We start from the raw sequence: 23,407 nt of genomic DNA, 5'->3' as shown, positions 1-23,407 counted from the left end.
TATTATTTGATGCTCAGCATAAAGCATACGGCTGCTGCCAGAAGGGCAACACCTTCGAGCATGGCGGCGGTAATGATCATGGCACCGCGAATCTCACCGGATGCCTCCGGCTGCCGCGCAATACTGTGCACTGCCGCTGAGGCGATTTTTCCGATGCCGAGCGCCGCACCAATCGTCACAATGCCGGCTCCGATGCCCGCGGCTACATAGGCCAACGCATTCGAATCCATTTTTCCTCCGTATCAGTTAATGTTCTTCAGATAGAGCGCTACCAATGAAAACAGACGACAAAGTAGTAAATACAAAAGCCTGTATAAAAGCGATCAAAACTTCGAGGGTGCTGGCAAAAATAACCAAAATCAAAGGAAACGGCGAAACGATCCACTCGTGAAAGATAAAGATCGTATCCATCAAAGCCAGAATGGTGATGTGGCCGCCGATCATGTTGGCGAACAATCGGATCGCCAAGGCAAGGTGCTTGGAAAACAAGCTGATTATCTCGACCGGCAGCATAATCGGCACGATGAACCACGGCAGGCCGGAAGGAATGAAATGCGCAAAGTACTTTAAGCCGTGTTTGCGGATGCCTGCAAACACGCCGACCAGAAGCGTCATCGCCGCCAGCGTCAATGTCACGCTGATGTTACCGGTGGCGGTGTTGCCGAACGGGACGAGTCCTAACAGATTGCAGACCAAAATAAAGAAAAAAGCCGTCAACAGATAGGGAGCGTAGGTTTTGGCATCGGCGCCCAGATTCGGCCGAATGGCTTCCTTCATAAGATACTCTGCAACGGCTTCCAGAGCACCGGCCAAACCGGTGTACACCTCTTTCTTTTTTCTAAACGAGTAAAAAAACATCGCCGTCAATAAGGCAGCGGTGACGAAAATAGCAATGACGTGATTGGTCAGCGTCAAATCTACCCCAAGCACCGTCGGCACTTTCACGATGGGATGAGGCACCAAATGCGCCATGATGTATGCGGCGCCGTCGGTGCTTTCGGCTGCCGCCAACGAATCATGTAAAGCTTCAGTCAACACGACGGTGATGCTTCATTTTCTTTAAAACGAATCGAATCTCTAAAATCGTCAGAAAAAGGTAAAATGGCATAAAAAAAAAGACAAATCGTGCCGTCGACCAGCCGTTCAGCCGGTAGGTCGAAAAAAGGACGAAAACGAACAGAAATAGCTTGGCCATTGTGCTTCCGAAAAGAAGGCGAAAAAAGCGTACGGTTTCAACTTCCAGAATGCGCCGGTAGGCAAAATAGCTCTGTACGCCCATGGCGGCTGCGGTTAAAGCCGCCGCCCAGGCTTCCGCTGGAACATGCATTTAAATCGCCAAAAACGTGATGTTTGTACAAATCGCCGGCCGGCTTGGTCTCCGCAAGAGCCAAACCTTAATCACGATGGCGCGTCGATCGCCCGTACACACCGCGATAAACGTTCAAAAAACCTGCAGCCGCACCTAATAAAAGCCCAACCAGCATAAGAAAAGGACGGGTTTCCCATTGCTTATCCAAATAGTACCCCGTCCCCATGCCGATAAGGACCGCTAAGGTGAACTGAAGACCGAGATCGATATAGAATCCTGGCGTCTTTTGTCGATGATCGGAAAGAATTTTTGAACGCTTATGCTTCTTTAGGTTTTGCGGGCGCGCCTTCCTTCATCGAGCAGCGGCCGTCGAATATGGCGCCTTCGTCGATCACCAAACGGGACGTCTTCATATCGCCGTGAAATTCGGCATTTGATTCGAGGACAATCTTTTCTTTGACTTCGGCGGTACCGTTGATCTTGCCGCCGACGACAAGGTTCTTGGCGCTAATATTGCCCTGGATGTAACCGTCCTTGCCGACAATCAGCATATCTGTCGTGATAATGTCGCCGACGACTTTGCCGTCGACGCGCATGGTATGTCCGACCTTGATCTTGCCTTCAAATTCTGATCCTTTTCCCAAGATCGTGCTCAAGTCGCCGGGTTTCGTTTCGTTCTTCATGGCCCTTCCGTTGGATGAGTTAGTCGATATTTGCCAATTCGAGAATATAGTCCTTTGGATCGAGCGATACGCCGTCTTTCCATATTTCGAAATGCAGGTGAGGCGCGGAACTGATGCCGGTGTTGCCCACCAAGGCAATAACCTCGCCCTTTTTCACACCCGAGCCGCGCATGACGAGCAGCTGCTGCGCATGGCCGTAGTAGGTATAATACCCGTTGCCATGATAGAGGATGACCAAATTGCCGAGATCGAAGGTCCAGCCGGCAAAGATGACGACGCCGTCGCCGGCGGCACGGATGACGTCACCTTCGTTGCAGGCAATATCAACACCGCGATGCTGTATGGCGCCGCCGAAAAGGTCGTTTTGATAATGAGTCGTCAAAATGCCGTTCGCAGGCAGAAGGGTCGGCAGATTGGCATAGAGGTCATGTTCGGCGCTGCTGCTGCTGCGCAGGAGAGCAGGCTGTGTCCGCACGGCAGGCGCCTCTCCTCTCTGCATGCCTGAGCTTACCCGCTGCCGCGAAATAGGCCGAACAGAAAGCGGCGGTACAGAAGCTTTTTCCTGCGGCACAATCAGCTCGCCGCCGGCAAGTTCAGCCGAGTTTCCCACGCCCAGCGCTCGGCGTATCCTTTCCTGATAGCTTTCCAAGGCCTGAAAGTCGGCCATCAGTTTGTTGATGCGGAGATTGTTTTCCTCCAATTGCCGGTTGGCGACCAGCAGCATGGCATGCTTTTTATGCAGACGATAGTAAGCAAAATAAAAGAAAAAGCCGAGCAGGATATGCAGCACCAGCGCTGCGGCAATAATGCGCAGCAGCTTGAGATGCTTCATGGATATGCTGAGCGCCTTCGGCTCATCCTTATCATCGGGGATGACCAGGACGCGGTAGAAATTCCGATGGCGGACGGATTTATGCTTGAGTTCAGGCATTCGCTTTCCTAAGCTTCACCGAGGATAAGGCCGACGAGTCGATCCAGATCTTCATCATTATAATATTCGATTTCGATGACTCCGCCGCGGCCGCGCCGACGGACAGTCGTCTTAGTCGCCAGTCGCGTGCGCAGCCGATTTTCCAAATCCTCGAAATAAGCGCGGTGATTTTCCGCGGGCTCTTGCTTTTTATCATCACGCGGCGCATTCAACTTTCGCACCGCCTCCTCGACCTGACGAACCGACCAGCCGTGACGAACGATTTTTTTCCATAGGTCGATCTGCTGCTCGGCATCTTCCAAAGCCAGCAGAGCGCGAGCATGTCCCATGGAAATCTCACCCGCCTGAGTGCTTTCCTGAATAGGCCTCGGCAGCCGCAACAGCCGTAGAAAATTGGCGACCGTCGCCCGATCCTTGCCGACCTTTTGCGCCACCTGCTCCTGCGTCAGCCGGCACTCTTCGATCAGCCGTCGATACCCGTTGGCGATATCGATCGGATTCAGATCCTCGCGGTGAATGTTCTCGATGATGGACAACTCCATCATCTCTTCATCGCTGTTGACCTCGAGGATATAGGCCGGAATTTTTTCGACGCCCAACTCGCGTACGCAGCGCAGCCGGCGCTCGCCGGCAATCAGCTGATAGCCGTCGCCGTATCGCCGCACGGTGATCGGCTGCACCACTCCTTTTTCGGCGATCGATCGCGCCAATTCGTCCAGCTTTTGCGGATCAAAAACTTCGCGAGGTTGAAATGGGTTTGGGGAAATCCGGTCTACGCGAATGAATTGTATGGAGCTGTCTGCTTGACTTTCAGCGGGCACGTCAGGGAGTAACGCCGACAGTCCTCTTCCCAGCGCCTTCCTGTTCGTCATGCTTGAGAATTTCCTCCGCCAAAGCCATATAGTGTTCCGTTCCTTTAGAAACGGCGTCGTAAAGGATGATCGGTTTGCCGAAGCTCGGCGCTTCGCTCAAACGAACGTTGCGGGCGATCACGGCTTCGAAAACGCGTCCATCGAAATATTTTCGCACATCCGCTGCTACTTGGCGCGAAAGGTTCAATCGGGCATCGTACATGGTCAACAGGACGCCCTCGATTTCCAACTTTTTGTTCAGGTTCTTCTGCACCAGCCGAATGGTATTGAGCAGCTGACCTAATCCTTCCAGGGCGTAATATTCACACTGGATCGGCATCAGCACCGAGTCGGCCGCCGTCAGCGCGTTGATGGTGAGGAGCCCCAGCGACGGGGGACAATCGATGATGATGTATCGATAGTCGTTGCGGATATTTTCCAAAGCTCGAGCCAGCTTGTATTCGCGCGACATGGCGGTCACCAGCTCCACCTCGGCGCCCACCAGATCCTGCGAAGAGGGCAACAGCTTGAGGAACTTGAGCTCCGTATCCAGGATCAGCTCCCGAACATCCGCCTCGTTGATTAATGCATCGTAAACCGTGCGCTCCAGCTTGCGCGAATCGATACCCAAGCCGCTGCAGCTGTTGGCCTGCGGATCCATGTCGACAAGCAGCGTCGGATATTCGGCTACCGCCAGACAAGCCGCAAGATTGACGGCCGTCGTCGTTTTGCCGACACCTCCCTTTTGATTGGCAATTGCAATGATTCTGCCCATGCCGACAGCAACCTCCGCCTTTTTAAACAAGTTAATATAACTTTTGCGCGCCTTAAAATCAATATTTTGTTTTCCCTCATCGATTCTTGAGAATCAAAGCAAAAGATCGACATGAAACGGATTGTCAATTCCATATCAAGATTTCGTTAAATTTGAAAAAATTCTTGAACACTCTTGCGGGGATGCTTATCTTGATTTACAAACGATAAACAGGACTTGAATGAATTCCATCAACCTTTCCGAAATCATTAACAGCAAAAATCCGAAATTCCTCCGGAATACTCCTGCTTTATTGCGTCATTTAATTTTAGCCTTCCTTTCACGAATTCTTCAGCTGCAGCAAATTGAACGTTTCCTTTCCGCGCATGCCGATCTTAAAGGCCTCGAGTTCATTGAGGCGGTTTTCGAAGAGCTTGATGTCGGCTATACGGTATCCGATAAAGACCGTCTCCGTATCCCGCGTGAGGGCAAATTGGTCTGCGTGGCCAATCATCCGCTCGGCGCGCTGGATGCCCTTGCCGTTCTCAAGGCCGTCGGCGATGTTCGCCGCGACGTCAAAATCGTCGCCAATGACGTGCTTTTGTCCATCGAACAACTGCATGAACTTTTGCTGCCGTTCGATATTTTTCGCTCCAGACCGCAAAAAGAGCGTCTGAAAGACATCGGCGATGCCCTGATGCAGGATGAAGCGGTCATTTTTTTCCCCGCGGCCGAAGTTTCACGGTTGACCTGGTCAGGCATACGCGATAAAAAATGGTTGCGCGGCCCCATCCACTTTGCGCAAAAATACGGCGCTCCCGTTTTACCGATTTATGTCCACGGCCGGAATTCGCTTTTGTTTTATATTATCTCGCTGATCTACAAGCCGTTCTCCACATTTCTTCTGGCACGGGAAATATTTGCCAAGAAAGGCAAAACGATAGCGCTGACCATCGGCGATCCTATACCAGAGTCCGCATTTAGGCATTCCCTTATTTCCATCGGCCGGCAAACCCGTCTATTGCGCAGTCATGTTTACCGGCTGCCGAAGAAAAAACCCATCTTCCGCACAGAACAAACCGTCATTCCGCCGGTAGATCCTAAGCTATTGAAAAAAGAGCTCTCCCAAAGTCAGATGTTGGGTACGGCGGGTGAGCAAAAAAAGCTTTTTTGCATAGTGCAAAAGGAAGCCTCTCATGTCATCAAAGAGATCGGACGGCTGCGCGAATTGACTTTTCGCAAGGTAGGCGAAGGAACCGGAAAAAAAATCGACGTGGATGAATTCGATCGCTTTTATCACCACATTGTCCTGTGGGATGAAGAGCGCGAACAAATTATCGGCTCCTATCGACTGGGATTGTGTCGGCAGGTGTTGGCTGAACAAGGGCTTCAGGGCCTATACATTGCTTCTCTTTTTCATTTGTCGCCCTCTTTTCAGAAGCTTTTGCCAAACGCCGTGGAACTGGGCCGTAGTTTTATCCGCCAGGAATACTGGCGAAGCAATGCGCTCGACTCGCTGTGGCAGGGAATCGGCGCTTTTTTAACCAGGCAGCCGGATGTCCGCTACCTTTACGGCGCTGTCAGCATCAGCAATGCCTACAGCGATGAGGCCAAGAATCTCATCGTTCACTATTACCGCAAATGGTACCCTGGACCGAGCGACTGGGCGATTTCTCCACATCCCTTTCGCTTATCGAAAAATGATGAGGCCGAAGCGGAGGCTTTGCTGAACGCCAAGGATCGCGAAAGCGATATGCTGCTGTTGAAAACGGCTCTCAAAGCCTACGGGTTTACGGTGCCGGTACTCTTTCGCCGCTATGCGGAACTTTGCGAACCCGAGGGCGTCAAATTTCTTGAATTCGGCTCTGATCCGGCCTTCAATAACTGCGTCGACGGCCTGATCCTGCTCGATTTGAATTATCTCAAGCCGAAAATTAAAGAACGGTATCTTTCTGCCGCCGATTCATCCTCATGAAGGAAGAAAGTGACAATCCCGACTCTGCAGTACATCAGGCGCTCTTTCGTTTCTATGAGGAGCTGAACTTTTTTCTGCCGGAAGAAAAGCGCAAACGCGAAATCGAATATTTCTTCAGGGGACATCCATCCATCAAAGACGCGGTAGAAGCACAGGGCGTGCCCCATACCGAAGTTGAGGTCATCCTTGTCAACGGGCGATCGATAGGGTTCGACTATCAGCTGCAGGACGGAGACCGCGTTTCGGTCTATCCCACCTTTGAGCGTTTCGATGTTTCGCCGATTATTCGATTGCGGCCTCAGCCGCTGCGGGAGCTCAAATTCATCTGCGACGTTCACCTCGGCAAATTGGCGACCATACTAAGGCTCCTTGGCTTCGACACCCTGTACAGCAATACTTTTGCCGATGAGGAGATCATCCGCATCGCCGAGACGGAGCACCGCATCATCTTGACCTGCGACCGCGGCATCCTCAAAAACAGCCGCGTGACACACGGCTGCTGCCTGCAGTCCCGCAGCGCACTTCCGCAGGCCGAAGAGGTCATTCGCCGCTTTGATCTGGCCAAAGCGGCCAAGCCGTTCAGCCGCTGCACCGTATGTAATGACCTGCTTGAACCGGTGGAAAAGTCGGAGATTCTTTTACAGCTGCCTCCAAAGGTCGCGGCCTATTACCAAACATTCCGTCGCTGCCGCGGTTGTCGGCGCATTTATTGGCAGGGCCATCATTATGCCGTCATGCTCAAGCGCGTACAGGACCTGATTTCCGCTGCTGTCGGGGAGGATTCACTTTCTAAAGAGAGCGAGAACGGCTAATATATCGATGATCCACAGCATGATGCTCACCTCTTTGCCTTTTCCGCTTATCAGCTTGATGAACGTCCAACTCAAAAATCCCCAAACCAATCCCTGAGTGATCGAATAGGTCAACGGGATGAGGATCATGGCGAGAAAAGCCGGCAGCGCATCGTCAAGAGACGCCCAGTTGATCTTTTGCACCGGCCGCATCATAAAGACGCCGACCATCACCAGCGCGGGAGCCGTGGCCAGAGAGGGCACCATCGACAACAGCGGCGAGAAAAACATAAAGGGCAGAAAAAGCAGTCCCGCGACCACCGCCGTGAGACCGGTACGCCCGCCTTCCTCGATGCCGGCAGCGGATTCGATGTAACTGGTACCGGCGCTGGTGCCAAAGAGTCCTGAAATGAGCGTGGAAAAGCCGTCGACGATCAACGACCGTTTGACGGCGCGCGGCTGGCCGTCGGCGTCGGTCAGATCAGCGGCCTCGGCTACGCCGACAAAAGTGGAGAGGCTGTCGAACATGTCGGTAAACAACATGGCAAAGATGACCGGCCAAAGCGTCCATTTCAAAGCGCCGACAAAGTCGAGACGGAGCAGCAGGCTGAAATCGGGCCGCGCCATGAGGCCGCTATACGTAACGACCGGCTCCGTTCCCCACCATCGGCCGATCGGAACCGCAAGCAGGGTGGCGAAAAGAATGCCGAGCATGAGGGCACCGCGCACCCGCTTGACGGCCAAGAAGCTGGTCACGGCAAAACCGGCAAGAAAAGTGATGGTGAGAGGATTCAATCCGCCGAAGCTGATGAGCGTCGACGGATTGGCGATGATGAATTTGGTGTTGATCAGCCCGATTTCGGCGATGAACAGACCGATGCCCGCAGCGACGGCGTAACGCAGCTGCTGCGGAATGGCGCGGACGATCGCCGTGCGCACGTTGGTAACCGACAACAGAATAAAGAGCACGCCTGACCAGAACACCGCACCCAGGGCCGTCTCCCATTTCACCCCCATGCCTAAAACGATTGAATAGGCGAAAAAGGCATTCAATCCCATACCCGGCGCCAACACAATGGGGTTGCCCGCATAGAGTCCCATGGCGATGCTGCTGAACGCGCTGACCATCACCGTCGCCGTGAGCACGGCGCTGAACGGCATGCCGGTCACGCTGAGGATCGCAGGATTGACGACAATGATGTACATCGTCGCCAAAAAGGTGGTAATTCCGGCGGTTACTTCGATTTTGACGCTTGTTCCATTTTCTTGCAGCCTAAAATAATCCCGCACAAAGCCTCCTTTTTAGAAATTCCACTTGATTCCGAGAGTGGGAAAAGCTTTGAATTTGCCCAAATAGCCGCCGAAATTATAATCCAATTCCACCTCGCCGCCGATGCAGAAGGTCCTGTTCAGGACGTACCAGAGCTGCGGTTCGGACTGCAGAATCGGCTTTTTGACAATCCCGGCTTTTGTCGGTAAATCCTGCGTATAATAGTCCAAATAACCCATGAAATGAATGCGCTCATGAAACAACGGTAAAAACCAGACAATGGTCAATTGCGCATCAGGTCGACGGGAAACATCCATATACCGATAGAGGAGTTCAACCGTCAGCGAGGCGCTTTTAAGCGGAAACGCGTAATTAAGACCCAACAGCCAGGCGCTGTCAAGCGGCAACCCCCATTGACCGGAGGCATCGGCACCGATCATCAAACCGTCGTTGTACTGCAGCGTCGCCGAGAGACGGCGTTCAAAGACGGGAAGCGTAAAATACCGGGCAATTTCCCAATAGGCCAACGATGCGGATTTGTTCGGTTGCCATGAATTATAATCAAAATCGACAAACCAAAAAGTAGCCCCTAAAGTATCCGGTTTATACATTTCCAAAGTAGAAGTCACATAGTTGCGTTCGGAGCTGAAATCGTAGTGGACTTGCAGATTTTGCGCATAAAGGTCGCTCAGTAAAAGCCATAGCCCAAAAAGTAAAATTTTTCGCATAGAGGACTCCTAAACGATCTTGGTCAGAATGTACTTCTTTGTCATCATTTAAACAATCTATTCTTTTGTTTTTGCAAATTAAGGGTAAAATGCAGAGATTTTATTATAAAAGCAGTTATAACTGAATCTTTTCCAGGAGGCCTGAACCATGCGGAAAACGACTTTTCTGTTGCTCATGCTGACGAGCCTCAGCTTTGCAGGCGAGACTAAACTGATTTGGTCGGAAGAGTTTGATTACACCGGTCTGCCGGACTCGACCAAGTGGACGTACGAAACGGGTTTTATCCGCAATCGGGAGCTGCAGTTTTACACGGCCAGGCGGGCGGAAAACGCGCGCGTCGAAAACGGGATGTTGATCATCGAAACGCGTCATGACAATTATCAGAACAGCCCCATTACATCCGCAAGCTTGACAACGGAAGGCAAAGGGGCATGGAAATACGTGCGGGTCGAGGTGCGCGCCAAGATTCCGACCGGCCTCGGCATGTGGCCCGCCATTTGGATGTTGGGAGTCAATTACCGCAGCGTGGGCTGGCCGGCCTGCGGCGAGATCGACATCATGGAGAACGTCGGTTATGATCCCGAAGTCATCCACGCCAATGTGCACACCAAAGCCTACAACCATATGCGCGGCAACAATAAGGGCGACCGCATCACCATTAAAGCGCCCTGGGAAGACTTTCATACCTACGCTTTGGAGTGGCGCCGCGATCGGCTGGATTTCTTTGTCGACAACGTCAAGTATTTTACCTATGAAAACGAGGGCACAGGTGCCGACGCTTGGCCGTTCGATCAGCCGCATTATCTCATCATAAATTCGGCTTTCGGCGGCAGCTGGGGAGGAAGCAAAGGCGTGGACCCGCGCGTCCTGCCGCAGAAATTTTACATCGATTACGTTCGCGTATACCAGTTGGAATAGCAGGAAGTTTCGAGAAGAGAAGAATCAAGAGCTTCTTTTAGGGCTCGGCATTTAACAAGATTCATCGAGCCATTAATAATGGGCAAGTTAGGGATGGCTTGACGGTCATTACCGGTTTGCATGGAATACGCCGCAAGAACGTTAATTATATGGGTTGCGCTGTAATCGCCGATTTTTCGGAGGAGAATCCTCTTGGCGATTGTGGCGTTATTTTAGGTACATCCGTTAAAGCCCCATGCCGCTTGACGAGGTGTTTGGGAGTATGTCCCGGTTCCCCCCATTTAAACAACAGTTGAGATTCATTTAAAGACAGATCACAAAAAATCCGTCAAATCATTTACCGAAGCCGCGATCAAGTGGGGCCGCAGATGCGATGCCGCCAGCATCGCCTCAGTGGTCTCGCCGCTCAGTACCAACACGCTGACCATGCCGGTATCGGTAGCCATCTGCATGTCCGTATACAAACGATCGCCGATGAAAGCGATACGCTTGTACGGCAACTGCGCCTTTTCGGCAATCACTCTTGCCGCTTCCGCCGTCGGCTTGCCGACCAGGATCGGTTTTCGACCGCAGGCAGTTTCAAAGAGCGAGATAAATGTACCGATATCGGGTTTAAAGCGGTTTTTGGTAACCGGACACAAAAGATCGCCGTGGGTGGCGACATAAGGCAGGCCCCGCATAAGCAGCTCGTAACCGACGGTTATCTTTTCATAATTCAGCTCGGTATCGAATGCCAGAACGACGGCCTTTGCCTGTCCCTGCAGAGCCTCCGATTCGTCCAGGCAGCGGAAACCACGGTCGCTAAAGTCGCGCCGCAGATCTGTGTTGCCGATCAAATAGATCTCCGGGTACCAGCCGTTCCGCTTCAAATACGCTTCGGCGCAATCCGACGCCATAATCAGCTGCCGGCTTTCAATGGGAAAATCGAGTTCCCTCAGTTTATTGAGCCACCCTTCGCGCGAGATCGAATCGTTATTGGTAAAATAGTAAAGCTGCTTACCGCGGGCGAGAACCTGTTTAAGGAACTGTTGCGCCCCGAAAATAGGCCCGTCTTCCAAGTAAAGGGTTCCGTCCAAATCACACACAACGGCACGGCAGGCGGTAAAAAGAGGAATATTGCAGGCGGGGCTCGGGCTCATCGATCCTTTTTCATGGTTGTGCAGTTTTCGGGCGGCAATATAGGAAAAATCGCCAAAAATGGAAAGCTTTGCGGCCAAGCAGGAACAAAGCAGGGCCATCGACGGTTTTAGCATTGCTTTAACAAGGATTTATTCCTTGTGAAAAAGGCTGGGATATGATATATTTTGCGTCAAAATTAAAGTAAAGACATGAAAAAATACTTTCCTTTTCTACTCTTTCCCCTTGTCCTGAGTTGCGCCGTCAAGATGCGTTCTGCCGTCAAGCCCGAAGGGCCTCTTTATCGGCCGGGCGCTTTGAATCATGTTGTCAATGGGACGGTGATGGATCTGTTGGACATGCCTAAGGAGGCGCTGTTCTACTACCATCAGGCGGCCGAGATCGATTCGTCATCGCCGAGTATCTATTTGGCCATTGCCGACAACTATTACAACTTGAAGAATCCCGAAGCAGCCGCATCGTCGGCGCGCAAGGCGCTCAAACTCGACCCGAACAATCTCGAGGCGCTGTATCTACTCGGGCTTTGTTACGAGTCGCTGCAAAAATACGACGAAGCGCTCAAAGTCTATCAACAGATCGTCAAATTGCGTCCCGATGACCAGGAAGCTCTCTATTACCTTGCATCCCTGGAGGTGATGACCGGCAAGCCGAAAAAGGCGTTCGCCACCTATCAGCGTCTGCGGCGAACAGGTTTTGAAGATCCGCAGTACCTGATGGAGCTGGCTGGGCGCTTTGTGGAGAACCGTAATTTTCGCGAGGCCGAACAGGTTTTTATCGATGCGCAGCGCCTCTATCCTCAGCTCGAAAGCATCTATTTAGGACTGGCCGGCATTGCCAAGATGCAGGGAGACACAACTCGGGCGCTGTCGTGGTACCAGAAAGCGCTCGATGTCAATCCAGGCTTCGAAGACGTCAAAGCGGAATTGATCTCGATCTATGAGAGCCGCAAGGATTTGGCTTCTGCGGTCAAGCTGTTTGAACGATTGAGCTTTGCCGACAGCGGCGATGTGCGCAACAAGCTTCAGTTGGGTCAATACTACCTGATGGCAAAGGATACGACCGCCGCCCTACAGCTCTATGAAAGCGCAGTCAGCCGTCATCCCGAAAACGAAAGTGCCTATTTGGCCCTTTCTCTGCTTCATTTGGCGCGCCGGGACACGGCAGCTGCCGAAAGCCTTTGCCGTTCTGCTTTAACACAAAACTCCGGCTTTCATCGACTGCGCCTGGTTTTGCGAGACCTTTACGCCCAGCAGCAGCGATGGGACGAAGCCATATCGCTCTTTTCTCCATTGCAGGAAAATGATTCGACAGCCGTGAGTGCCGGTATTGAAATAGCCAAATTGATGATTCTTAAAGGGGATACGTTGCAGGCTCTGAAATTGGCGGAATCAATCGCTTCCGATTATCCCGACGATTGGCGGGCACCCGCCGCGTTAGGGCGCTTCTATCAAGGGATGAACAAGCCGGACAAAGCATTGGAATGGTTCAACCGCACGGCAAAACTGCAGCAGAAAGTTCCGGAAATCTATATCTTGCGCGCTCTCAATTATGCCGACCTCGACAGTCTCGAACGAGCCGAGGCCGTTCTCGACACTGCCGCAGCAAAATTTCCCAAAGATCCAGCCGTTCCCTACTATCTCGGTTATGTAGCCAATCGTCGCGGAAATCCGTCCCGCGCGGTCCGCTATTACCTCAAATCTTTAGAGCTTGATCCGCGCAACGACCAGACCGCGCTCTCGCTGGCCGCCGCTTACGATGAACTCGGACAATATGACCGGGCTGAAGAGCTCTATAAAAAACTGCTGCACAACAATCCGGACAGCCCCATTGTGCTGAACAATTACGCCTATCATCTTTCGGTGCAGGCGCGCGATTTGGAAAAGGCTCTGGCCATGGCCGAACGCGCCGTCGCCGCCGTACCGAAAAGCGCTCCGTACTTGGATACGCTCGGCTGGATTTATTACCAAATGGGCGATTATGAAAAGGCGCGCAGTTATATCGAGGCGTCTTTGGAGATTGCGCCGGACAATGCCGAAGTGACGGAGCATTTGGGTGATGTCATGTTCAAACTTGGCGACAATCGGGCTGCCCAGGATTTATGGCGTCGTGCCCTCGAGCTGGACAGCCGGCGTACGCATATTTTGATTAAATTGCTCGAGCTCGAAACGGAATCCGACTGATGTTTCGTTTCTCGGGCCTTTATGCCGCGCTATTGCTGCTGATTGTCTTTGCGGTCGGCTGTATGCCGAGCGGACGCCGCAGGGCGCCGAGCCCCGATGAAATGCGGCTTCCCTACATTCGTACCCAACTTGAAAAAACTCAAAATGCGCTTCGGACCCTTGCAGGACGCGGCAAGATAACAATCGAATCACCCGGACAAGCCTTTTCCGGCCAAGTTAATGTCTATCTGAAAATGCCCGACTCGCTGTTCGTCAAATTGGAAGCGCTGTTGGGCGTGAACGCGGGCATGTTCTTTTTCGATCATCGCAGCGTCGCCGTTTTCCTACCGATGGATCGGGTGGTCTACATCGGCGGGGCTGAAGACACTTTGCGACTCAAGCCGTTGCTCGGTTTTGACGTGACGCGCGATGAGGCGCTGCAGCTGGTGACCGGGCGCGTAACAATCGCGGGATTGAAGGAGGCTTCCATCCTTCGCAGCGAAAACAGTTTGCTCCTGACCGGCCGACTGGACGTAAAATGGTACGAGTATGCGATCGACAACCGAATCGGCGCCGTGACCCGTGTGGTGATCCGCGATGGACATGACCGCATCATGCAGATTCAGGAGTACCGCCGCTTTCTGCGCATAGCCGGCGTGACTTTGCCGCAGACGATTAGGATCGTCCGGCCGCAGGCAAAAGAAGCACTGACCTTGTTTTATGAGGATGTCCAAGTCAATCGGCCGTTGTCGGCAAAGCATTTTCACCTCAAACTGCCGTCGGAAGTGATCAAAATCAGGTTATAATCATGAATTCCCACGAGCCGCTCGAATTATCCATCGTAATTCCGATGCTGAACGAGGAAGAGTCGATTGAAGAGCTGGGCCGTCTCGTGCTCGCAACCGTGTCGCAGCTGAATGTTCCTGCAGAAATTATCTTTGTCGACGACGGCTCGACGGACGGCTCGGCGGAACGTGTCCGCCGGCTCTGCCGCCTTGATCCTCGCTTCAAAATGATCCGTTTCCGTCGCAATTGCGGCAAAGCGGCGGCTCTGGCAGCGGGCTTTCAGGCGGCGCAGGGCAACTTTGTGGTGACAATGGATGCTGATCTGCAGGACGATCCCGCTGAAATCCCCAAACTCCTAAAAAAACTGGATGAAGGATGGGATTTGGTCTCCGGCTGGAAGGTAATGCGGCAGGACCCTTTTACAAAGCGGCTGTTATCGAAAATCTACAACCGTTTCACCTCCTGGTTTTCCGGCATTCGTCTGCACGATTTCAACTGCGGCCTTAAGGCCTATCGCCGCGACGTCGTCAAATCGTTCAAGCTGTACGGGGAGCTGCACCGCTATCTTCCGGTTATTGCCTATCGCAACGGATTCCGCGTCACCGAAGTGCCGGTTCAGCATCATGCGCGCAAATACGGCCGATCCAAGTACGGAGCCGCCCGGCTGTTGCGGGGCGCTTTCGATCTGCTTACCGTAACCTTTCTTACCCGCTACAAATCGCGGCCGCTTCACCTGTTCGGCACATGGGGTATGCTTTCCAGTCTGGCCGGCTTTATCATCCTCACCGTTCTGGCCATGCAAAAGATCTTTTTCGGCGCGCATTTGAGCAAAAGGCCGCTGCTCTTTCTCGGCCTTTTGTTGATGATCGTGGGGATCCAATTCTTTTCCATCGGGCTGTTGGGCGAGATGATTACCGAATCTCGCGCCGATGCGCCGGACAACAGCCTGATCAAAGAGCGGATCGGTTGGGAGAACGAATCGTGAGTCCCGAGCCGTTCTTGTCGGTCATTGTACCGGTTTTCAATCGCAAAGAGGAACTCGTCGATCTGTTGGCTTCGCTGGAGGCGCAGACGCTCGACAGACACTGCTTCGAGGTCATCATCGTCGACGACGGATCGACCGACGGCACTGCAGATATGCTCGCCAGGTTCCACGCCGAAAGCGATCTCGATCTCAAAGTGTTGATCCGTGAGCGCCAAGGCCCCGGCGCGGCCCGCAACGCCGGTATGGCGGCTGCCCGCGGCCAAGTGTTTGTCTTTATCGATTCGGACTGTATTGCTCCGCCCGAATGGCTGGGGATCATTTACGACGCTTTTCGCACCGACGAGCAGCTCGATGCCTTTGGCGGCCGCGACGACGCGCGGGCCGACTTTGCACCGCTTCTTCTGGCCATCAATTATTCGATGACCTCCTTTTTGACCACCGGCGGCATGCGCGGACGAAAAAAAAGTCTGGCAAAATTTTACCCCCGCAGCTTCAACATGGGCGTCCACAGGAGGGTAGTGGAAAAGATCGGCGGTTTCGGCTCGCTGCGTCACGGTCAGGATATCGAGTTCAGTCGGCGCATTCTCAAGAGCGGCGCCAAAGTCGCCCTTTTGGAGGAAGCAGTGGTTTATCACAAGCGCCGCACCTCGCTGCGCAAGTTTTTCCGGCAAGTCTTTAATTGGGGAGCCGCGCGTATCAATCTGGCTATGGTCGACCGCAGTATGCTGGAGCCTTTACATGCCGTCCCAGCCTTGGCGTTGTGGGGATTTGTCTTATTGACCGTATCGGCGCTCTTCCTACCCCTCGCGGCAAAGCTTTGGTGCGTCGCTCTCGGTACGGCAGTTCTTCTCCTTCTGTTTTCCGGCATCGACGCAGCGCGGCGCTATAAAAATCCGATCGTCGGGCTGCTGGTGCCTATCGTCATCCCCATTCAAATTTTCGGCTACGGCCTCGGATTCAGCATCGCCTGGTTCAGACGGGTCATTTTAAAACAAGGTGAATACACAGGGTTCGTCAAACGATACTATCATTGAGATAACCAAAAGGCAGGTGGTCTATGGCCAAAAAAACATCTAAAAAGCCGACGCCGGTCAAAAAAGTCGATTCCAAGCCGCTCATTACCTGGACGCCCACTCGAGAGGTCCTTATAGCGGCCGGGCTGTTTTTCATCCTGATTCTGATTTACTTTTTCCCCATCGTTTTCGAGAACAAGATCCCGCCGAGCAGCGACATCATCGCCTGGAAAGGCAACGCCCATTCGATCCTCGAGGCGCGCAAACAGTATTCCTATACGCCGTTGTGGGCTAACAACGTCTTTTCCGGTATGCCGGCACATCTCATCTCCCTTTGGCCGCCCTTCGAACAGCCTGCCCGTTATCTTCTCGACGCTTTGGCGTGGGTGATCAAATGGCAGGCGCTATATTATCTGATCGGAGCCGTCGGCATGATCTTGTTGATGCGAACTCTCGGCGTCTCGACTTTGCCTGCCTCGTTCTCGGCAGTTGCTTTCGTTTGGTGGCCCAACCTTGTCGGCTTACTGGAAGCCGGCCATAACGGCAAAGTGCAGACGATTCTCCTCATGCCGCTGGTCATCTTTCTCTTTTTGCGCTGGATGCGCAAAGCCGATCTGCTCAACTTTTTACTTTTTACCATCGGATTCAGCCTGGCCGTGCGGGCGGGACATTATCAGATCGTCTTTTATCTCGTTCTCGCGCTGTGCTTTTTCGGCGTGGTCGAGCTTTACCGGCTTTTCAAAGAGAAACGGTCCTCTGCAGCCGCCCTGCGCATCGTATTGACGGCGGTTGCGTTGGGCGTCGGCGCCGCCATGTCCGCTTTTCATGTGCTGCAGGTGCAGGAATACAGCAAATACTCGATCCGCGGCGGTACCGGGGAGGAAGGTTCTACCGGTTTGGATCTTGATTACGCCACCCAATGGTCGCTGCATCCGGGAGAAATGTACAATTTTATCATCCCGCGCTTTTGGGGCGGCCATTCTTCCCAGCTCTACACCGGCGACGCCGTGCCGCAGCTTCAAAATCGCGTCATCCCCGGATATTGGGGTCACATGCCTTTCACTTCGACGACCGACTATATGGGCGTTGTCACCATCTTTTTTGCGCTGGCGGGAATTGGGCTCTGCCTGCGCCGCGGCGAGGTCAAAGCGCTTACGGCGATGATGCTGCTCTCCCTTTTGCTGGCTTTCGGCCGTCATTTCCCCCTCGTCTACCGTCTCTTTTTCGATTGGGTGCCGTTCTTTAATAAATTTCGTGTGCCGACCATGATCGTCGTTCTAGTCATGTTCAGCGTTTCCGTCCTGGCCGGTTTTGGGTTGAACGCTTTTATGAGCCGTCTAAAAGAAAGCGAGACCCAAAAGCTCCTCAAAACGGCGGCGATCATTTTCGGCATTTTGGCGCTGTTGGGTATTGCGCCTCTCCTGCTTCGTCAACAGTTGGCCCTGCTGCGGCCTGAGGAAGCAAGAAGCTACAATCCTGAGATCATCCGGCTGCTCAAAGCCGCCCGCTTTGATCTGCTCAAGGGCGACGCACTGCGTATGCTGGCGCTGGTAACGGCCGCATTTGCGATCGTCGTCGCCTATCTGAAAAAAGCACTGTCAGGCACGGCGTTGGCGATTCTCATCCTGATTGTTAGTTTGATAGACCTTCTGCCTATCTGCAACCGATACATGCGCGACCTGGTGCCGCAAAGCGAATTCGACGCCTATTTCCGCGAAACCGAGATCGACCGCGTCATTCGCCGCGATCCGGAACCGCATCGCGTTTACCCGCTCGGCGATCTCGGCGGCGACGCGCACTGGGCCTATTTTCATCAGTCGATCGAAGGCTATCACCCGGCCAAGCTGCGCATTTATCAGGATGTGCGCGAAAGCTGCCTGCTGCAGGGAACCGATCCGGAATTCGGCAACACGCAGCTGCCGATCAACTGGAATCTGGTCGATATGCTGAACGCGCGCTATTTGATCTCTCCGCAACCTTTGACGCATCCGCGACTCGACAGCATCTACTATGATCCGGCGCAAAAGCTGAGGGTTTACCGCAACCGCGGCGCCCTGCCGCGCGCCTTCTGCGTCGGCAAAATCGAGGTCATTCCCGAGCGGGATCGCCGGTTGGCGCGACTGAATCAGGCCTCCTTCCGGCCCGATTCTATCGCCATCGTCGAAAAGCCCGTCTCGGCGGAAATCCGCACGCCGAGCCGATGGAGCGCCCAAGTAACCCGCTATGAGCCCAATTACATCGATCTCAAAGTCTTTAGCGACCAGCCGACGCTGTTGGTGTTGAGCGAAATCTATTACCCCGCCGGCTGGAAGGCCGTCGTAAACGGACGCCCAACAGAGATTTACAAAGTCAACCATATTCTGCGCGGCGTGGTCCTTCCGGAGGGAGAAAGCACGATTTCCTTCAAACTCGAGCCGCGTTCGTACAAGATCAGCGTCGCCATGACCGGAATTGCCAACGGTATCGTTTATTTGCTGCTGATCGCGACGCTTTTTCCCGAGTTGAGAAAGAGACTCGCAGCGGCCAAAGGTTCCGCAAAATGAACGTTCTTTTTAACGAACTGGTGCGTTTGATGAAAATAGGATCCCTCTTTCGGTGCGGCCGCGTATTCGGATCAGCTTTTGCGAAACAGAGTCGGCTTGGGAATACGGAATCAGCGTGCCGACCAAGGTATCGACTGTCCGCTCACTTGGATTGCATCCTTTGAGGAACCTATGTGCGGCATCTGCGGCGTAATGGAGAAAGGGCGTCAGAATCAGGCGCTCGTTACCGCCATGTGCCGCCTGCTGGCGCATCGCGGACCGGATCACGAGGCAGTCTATCAGGCCGGCGACGTTTGTCTCGGCCATCGTCGACTCAGCATCATTGACTTGGCAACCGGCAACCAGCCGATTTTTAACGACGACCGCACGCTGGCGATTGTCTATAACGGCGAAATCTACAATTATCGCGAGCTGCGCCGCGAATTGCTCGATCGGGGGGCAACGTTTTACACGAAATCGGATACCGAAGTCATCCTGCGTTTGTATGAATTGGACGGACCGGATGCCTTTATCCGCCTTAACGGGATTTTTGCCTTTGCCATCCTGGACAGGCGCGGCGCGCGGCCGCGGTTGATTCTGGCGCGCGACCATTTCGGCGTCAAGCCCCTGCACTATTTCTCTCGTCCCGGCCTCTTTGTCTTTGCCTCCGAGTACAAGGCGATCCTGCTGCACCCCGCGGTAGAGCGAAAGCTCAACCCTCAGGCGCTGCATCATCAAATCAATCTCCGTTACAATCAAACCGACGAGACGCTTGCCGCAGGCATCCGAAAGCTTCCGCCGGCCCATTACCTGATCGTCGAAGACGGCCAAGTTATTGCTTTGCAACGATACTTTGTTCTTGAACCGCGCATCGAAGAGCGGCGGGACATCGCGGATTGGCTGCAGGAGATCCCGCTCCGACTGCGTCAGGCGGTGGAACGTCAATTGGTCAGCGACGTGCCGATCGGCGTCTATCTATCCGGCGGCCTAGATTCCGGCTCCATTGTAGCCATGATGCACGAAGCGGGTGTGCGGGAAATCCGCACCTTTACCCTCGGCTTTAACGAGCCGACCGATGAAAATGAAGATGCGCTGCTCACTGCCGAACGGTACGGAACGATCCATCATTCGCTCAAACTGGATATGAATCCCATGCGCCGCATGCCGGAGGTGATTTGGCATGCAGAAGAGCCCAAGATTAATCTCCTGCAGGGCTTTGCCATGTCCGAGTTTGTTTCGCAGCACGTCAAAGTGGTGCTCGGCGGTCTCGGCGGCGATGAGCTGTTTGCCGGCTACGACATCCATCGCCTCACCCTGCCGTTCAATCGCCTGCTGGCGGTCGTTCCGCAAGAGTTCGATGCCGCAATCGGCGCCAAGCTCGCCCTCCTGCTCTATCGTGCGCAAACCAGGCTTCTTCCGGCCAAATGGGACGAAGTGCGCCGAGGTCTGCAGGCTGCGGTTTCGGTCGGCAATCTGCGCAAATTTTACCTGATTCTGCGTAACGTTTGGGATTACGACCTCCCTCTCTGGCGCCGCATCTACGCTCCGACATTTTTGCAGCAGACCCTGCAGCCGATCGAGCGCGAGTTTGCACCGTTGTTCGAGCGCTATGGCGGGCTGTCGCCGCTCGATCAAATCTTTGCCGTCGAATTCTCGTCGAAAATGGTCAACGACTATCTGTTGGTGGAAGACCGCATGAGCATGGCGCATTCGCTCGAAGAGCGCGTTCCTTTTCTCGATCTCGATCTGGTGCGCTTTGGCTTTTCAATCCCCAGTCGCTTGAAAATGCTGGGCGGAAAAACCAAAGGCCTGCTGCGCAAAGCCATGGCTCCCTATCTGCCGGAAAAAATCATCCGCAAGAAAAAATGGGGCTTTACCTTCAACCCCTATCTGCAGTTCCAAAAGGACTTGAAATCGACTGCCGAGGCCGTGTTGACCCGCGCAAAAATCGAGAGGGACGGGATTTTCAATTACGACTTTATCCGCACCGTTTTGGATGCGAAACCGCATCCGCGTCTTCGCTGGCATTACAATCTGCTTTGGGTATTGACCGGTTTTTACATTTGGAAGCAGATGTTTTTGGAAAGCGACGCTTTTGTGAAAAAAGAGTTTGATCTGAAACGATACTGCGGTTAAAAACAGTTCATGGCGAAGCGCAAAAAAGTCCTGGTGATCAGCTATTACTGGCCGCCTGCGGGCGGGCCGGGCGTGCAGAGAGTGCTCAAGTTCTGTAAATACCTGCCGCTTTGCGGTTGGGAGCCGATCGTATTGACCGTGGCGGACGGCGAGTACCCTGCCGTGGATGAGAGCCTCCTGCAGGACGTTCCCCCAGGACTCCGGATCATTCGCACCTCTTCGTTCGAGCCTTATGCCCTTTATCGGCGGCTGACCGGTAAAAAACCCGATGAAAAGATTGCGACTTTTGTGCTGACCGAAGACACTCAGGGGACTTTATTGCAGCGACTGGCAGCGTTCATCCGCGGCAACATCTTTATACCGGATGCCCGTATCGGCTGGCTGCCGTTTGCGGTCAAGGCGGGGGCTCAGATAATCCGCGCCCAAGGGGTCGATCTGCTGTTCAGCAGCGGCCCGCCGATGACCGCGCATCTCATTGCGCGAGTTTTATCCAAGCAGACAGGGCGCCCCTGGGTTGCCGATTTCCGCGATCCTTGGACCGACGTTTTTTATTATCACACACTTCACCGGACCTGTGCGGCGCTGCAGCTGGATCGCCGATTGGAACGATCCGTCCTGAGCTCCGCTTCGGCCGTCGTCACCGTCAGTCCGACGCTCAAAAATCTCTTTCAGAAAAAGGCCGAGAATGACTATTTTGTCATACCGAACGGCTTTGATGAGGAAGACTTTATTCCGGCGCCAAGGGATGTCGTGCGCCGCTTCGTTCATGCCGGACATTTGGCGGTCAACCAGAATCCCGTTGCCCTATGGCGGGCTTTCAGACGCATCATCGAGGAAAGCCGAGAGCCGACGGTCGTTGAATTCTACGGCTCGGTCCATTCCGAGGTTAGGCGATCCTTGGCTGAAGAAGGGTTGCTTCCCCACTGCCGTTTTCACGGCTATCTGCCGCATCGGCAGGCCGCAGCGGCCATGGTGAGCGCAGCGCTGCTCTTTTTTGTGATTCCAGAGACGTCCTATGCCAAAGGCATCCCGACGAGCAAGCTTTTCGATTACCTCGGCGCCGGACGGCCGATTTTAGGCATCGGACCGCCCGACGGTGATGCTGCTGAATATCTGCGTGCGGCTCAAGCCGGGATCGTACTTGCGCCTGACGATCCGGAGATGACCGAAAAGATCATCGATCTTTTGAGCCGGCAACCAGGCGAAAACCGCTTTCTTTTTTCGCGGCGCCGGCAAACCGTAGAATTGGCCAAGCTGTTCGATCAACTGCTGACTAAAGCTTGAGGCTGCCCCATGGCTTCGCGTCTGAAAAAAATCGCCTTTATGTCGCGCAAGCTGTTCAGAGATCTTACGCGCGATGCCGAGATCTACCGCCTGTCTGAGGATCTGCACAGCCTGCAGCTGGGCGAGTATTATTTCCTGATGGACGAAAAAGAGCTGTTGGCAGGGCATAGTCAGGACTTTCACTTTGACGAAGACGGCATCCCCATCATTCCCTCCTATATCGATGTGGCCGAGCCGCGCATGATCTACTACCCGATTTCCATAGGACAATGGGGACTGGCGGTTTATCATACCTGGCTCAAGACGCGTTCGGTAGAGGATAAGCACCGATTTATGGCCATCGTCGATTGGTTTTACGACAACAGCATCGAGGATGAAAAGGGGGTTTACTGGCTGACCGACGTCCCCAAACCGGAATATCGAATCAATCAACCCTGGCCGTCGGCGTTCGCCCAAAGCCGCGGCATTTCTATCCTCCTGCGCGGATGGCAGATCACGCGCCTGCACAAATATCTGGATGCAGCAAAGGAGGCGATCAAAATCTTTGAAATTCCCGCGGCCGAAGGCGGAGTGACGACCTTTACCGATGTCGGACCCTTTTATGAGGAATATCCCGCGCCGTTTCCCACCATGGTACTGGACGGTTTTTTCTTTTCGCTCTGCGGACTGTATGACCTTGTACGCGTTCTGCGTCACCCCAAGGCCAAAGAGCTCTTCGATGCAGGCGTTCGCTCCGCCAAGGCCTGGTTGCCTCGATACGATCTCGGCTGGTGGATGCGTTACAATTATTGTCGCGAGCCGTTTTATCCCGACCCTGATCCGGCGACGATCGGTTATCTTCGACTGGTCGTCACCCAGCTTCGTCTCTTTCACAAACTCACCGGCGACGCCGAGTTTCAGCGCTGGGCTGAACATTTCAAGAGCTACGACCGTCCACGCAACATTCTGCGAATGTATGCGGTAAAATATCGCGCCCTCAAGCAGCTGAATCGTCTATGATCAAATCCGAGTTCGGCAAAAACGTCCTCAAGCTGATCTCCGGTACCGCAGCCGCTCACATGATTGCCTTTCTTCTCACGCCGGTGCTTACGCGGCTGTACGGAAAGGTCGATTTGGGCTACTGGCAGCTTTTTGTTTCGACCATTACCACACTCGGCGTTGTAGCTTCGCTAAA

At 53.6% G+C, this 23,407-nt stretch carries 21 protein-coding genes; 11 read left to right on the top strand and 10 right to left on the bottom strand.

Annotated elements, in window-relative coordinates:
• Positions 1 to 2: 2 nt before the first annotated feature.
• From ONB24_06750 to ONB24_06720, 7 genes are all read right to left on the bottom strand, one after another.
• Positions 3 to 230, bottom strand: a complete 228-nt coding sequence (locus ONB24_06750) for an ATP synthase F0 subunit C (GenBank protein MDZ7315803.1) — start codon at positions 228 to 230, stop codon at positions 3 to 5.
• 16 nt (positions 231 to 246) lie between these two features.
• Positions 247 to 1,038 (bottom strand): F0F1 ATP synthase subunit A, encoded by a 792-nt coding sequence (atpB, locus tag ONB24_06745; protein ID MDZ7315802.1) that lies wholly within the window; start codon positions 1,036 to 1,038, stop codon positions 247 to 249.
• Positions 1,028 to 1,327, bottom strand: a complete 300-nt coding sequence (locus tag ONB24_06740) for a hypothetical protein (protein MDZ7315801.1) — start codon at positions 1,325 to 1,327, stop codon at positions 1,028 to 1,030. The genes atpB and ONB24_06740 overlap by 11 nt, the downstream gene beginning before the upstream one ends.
• 299 nt (positions 1,328 to 1,626) lie before the next feature.
• Entirely contained in the window at positions 1,627 to 1,992 is a 366-nt protein-coding gene (locus ONB24_06735; protein ID MDZ7315800.1) for a polymer-forming cytoskeletal protein, read from the bottom strand.
• Between the two features lie 19 nt (positions 1,993 to 2,011).
• The gene (locus tag ONB24_06730) at positions 2,012 to 2,923 is read right to left on the bottom strand and encodes a M23 family metallopeptidase (GenBank protein MDZ7315799.1); all 912 of its coding nucleotides are present in this window, start codon (positions 2,921 to 2,923) and stop codon (positions 2,012 to 2,014) included.
• 8 nt (positions 2,924 to 2,931) lie between these two features.
• Complete coding sequence (locus tag ONB24_06725) at positions 2,932 to 3,795, bottom strand: ParB/RepB/Spo0J family partition protein (GenBank protein MDZ7315798.1); 864 nt, start codon at positions 3,793 to 3,795, stop codon at positions 2,932 to 2,934.
• Complete coding sequence (locus ONB24_06720) at positions 3,746 to 4,549, bottom strand: AAA family ATPase (protein MDZ7315797.1); 804 nt, start codon at positions 4,547 to 4,549, stop codon at positions 3,746 to 3,748. The genes ONB24_06725 and ONB24_06720 overlap by 50 nt, the downstream gene beginning before the upstream one ends.
• A gap of 220 nt (positions 4,550 to 4,769) precedes the next feature.
• Here ONB24_06720 and ONB24_06715 point away from each other — a divergent pair, with 220 nt between their 5' ends.
• Positions 4,770 to 6,503, top strand: coding sequence for a lysophospholipid acyltransferase family protein (locus tag ONB24_06715; protein ID MDZ7315796.1), 1,734 nt, complete (start codon positions 4,770 to 4,772; stop codon positions 6,501 to 6,503).
• Complete coding sequence (locus tag ONB24_06710; GenBank protein MDZ7315795.1) at positions 6,500 to 7,315, top strand: Mut7-C ubiquitin/RNAse domain-containing protein; 816 nt, start codon at positions 6,500 to 6,502, stop codon at positions 7,313 to 7,315. The genes ONB24_06715 and ONB24_06710 overlap by 4 nt, the downstream gene beginning before the upstream one ends.
• On the opposite strand, the gene ONB24_06705 is transcribed toward ONB24_06710, so the two are convergent.
• Positions 7,286 to 8,584: an NCS2 family permease gene (locus tag ONB24_06705; GenBank protein MDZ7315794.1), complete on the bottom strand. Its 1,299-nt coding sequence runs from the start codon at positions 8,582 to 8,584 to the stop codon at positions 7,286 to 7,288. The two genes, ONB24_06710 and ONB24_06705, sit on opposite strands and share 30 nt — an antisense overlap.
• 12 nt (positions 8,585 to 8,596) lie before the next feature.
• Entirely contained in the window at positions 8,597 to 9,292 is a 696-nt protein-coding gene (locus ONB24_06700; protein ID MDZ7315793.1) for a DUF5020 family protein, read from the bottom strand.
• A gap of 148 nt (positions 9,293 to 9,440) precedes the next feature.
• Here ONB24_06700 and ONB24_06695 point away from each other — a divergent pair, with 148 nt between their 5' ends.
• A complete protein-coding gene (locus ONB24_06695; protein MDZ7315792.1) occupies positions 9,441 to 10,211 on the top strand; it encodes a glycoside hydrolase family 16 protein in 771 nt (256 codons plus the stop codon).
• A gap of 314 nt (positions 10,212 to 10,525) precedes the next feature.
• Here ONB24_06695 and ONB24_06690 read toward each other — a convergent pair whose 3' ends face one another.
• The gene (locus tag ONB24_06690) at positions 10,526 to 11,350 is read right to left on the bottom strand and encodes an HAD-IIA family hydrolase (GenBank protein ID MDZ7315791.1); all 825 of its coding nucleotides are present in this window, start codon (positions 11,348 to 11,350) and stop codon (positions 10,526 to 10,528) included.
• Positions 11,351 to 11,539: 189 nt separating this feature from the next.
• Here ONB24_06690 and ONB24_06685 point away from each other — a divergent pair, with 189 nt between their 5' ends.
• From ONB24_06685 to ONB24_06650, 8 genes are all read left to right on the top strand, one after another.
• On the top strand, positions 11,540 to 13,528 hold the full coding sequence (locus ONB24_06685; GenBank protein ID MDZ7315790.1) for a tetratricopeptide repeat protein: 1,989 nt from the start codon (positions 11,540 to 11,542) through the stop codon (positions 13,526 to 13,528).
• Entirely contained in the window at positions 13,528 to 14,313 is a 786-nt protein-coding gene (locus ONB24_06680) for a DUF4292 domain-containing protein (GenBank protein MDZ7315789.1), read from the top strand. Before ONB24_06685 ends, ONB24_06680 begins: the two co-directional genes overlap by 1 nt.
• A gap of 2 nt (positions 14,314 to 14,315) precedes the next feature.
• A complete protein-coding gene (locus tag ONB24_06675; protein MDZ7315788.1) occupies positions 14,316 to 15,278 on the top strand; it encodes a glycosyltransferase family 2 protein in 963 nt (320 codons plus the stop codon).
• Entirely contained in the window at positions 15,275 to 16,312 is a 1,038-nt protein-coding gene (locus ONB24_06670) for a glycosyltransferase (protein ID MDZ7315787.1), read from the top strand. Before ONB24_06675 ends, ONB24_06670 begins: the two co-directional genes overlap by 4 nt.
• A gap of 23 nt (positions 16,313 to 16,335) precedes the next feature.
• Positions 16,336 to 18,834: a YfhO family protein gene (locus ONB24_06665; GenBank protein ID MDZ7315786.1), complete on the top strand. Its 2,499-nt coding sequence runs from the start codon at positions 16,336 to 16,338 to the stop codon at positions 18,832 to 18,834.
• 78 nt (positions 18,835 to 18,912) lie between these two features.
• The gene (gene asnB, locus ONB24_06660; protein ID MDZ7315785.1) at positions 18,913 to 20,949 is read left to right on the top strand and encodes an asparagine synthase (glutamine-hydrolyzing); all 2,037 of its coding nucleotides are present in this window, start codon (positions 18,913 to 18,915) and stop codon (positions 20,947 to 20,949) included.
• Positions 20,950 to 20,958: 9 nt separating this feature from the next.
• Positions 20,959 to 22,233 carry a glycosyltransferase family 4 protein gene (locus ONB24_06655; protein MDZ7315784.1) on the top strand — a complete coding sequence of 425 codons (1,275 nt, stop codon included), beginning with the start codon at positions 20,959 to 20,961 and terminating at the stop codon, positions 22,231 to 22,233.
• Between the two features lie 9 nt (positions 22,234 to 22,242).
• The gene (locus tag ONB24_06650; GenBank protein MDZ7315783.1) at positions 22,243 to 23,232 is read left to right on the top strand and encodes a D-glucuronyl C5-epimerase family protein; all 990 of its coding nucleotides are present in this window, start codon (positions 22,243 to 22,245) and stop codon (positions 23,230 to 23,232) included.
• Positions 23,233 to 23,407 lie beyond the last annotated feature (175 nt).

It is taken from the genome of candidate division KSB1 bacterium, assembly GCA_034505495.1.
Lineage (GTDB): Bacteria > Zhuqueibacterota > Zhuqueibacteria > Residuimicrobiales > Krinioviventaceae > Fontimicrobium_A.
Note: the sequence above shows the minus strand (reverse complement) of the source record. Positions and strands in the feature narration are given on the sequence as shown.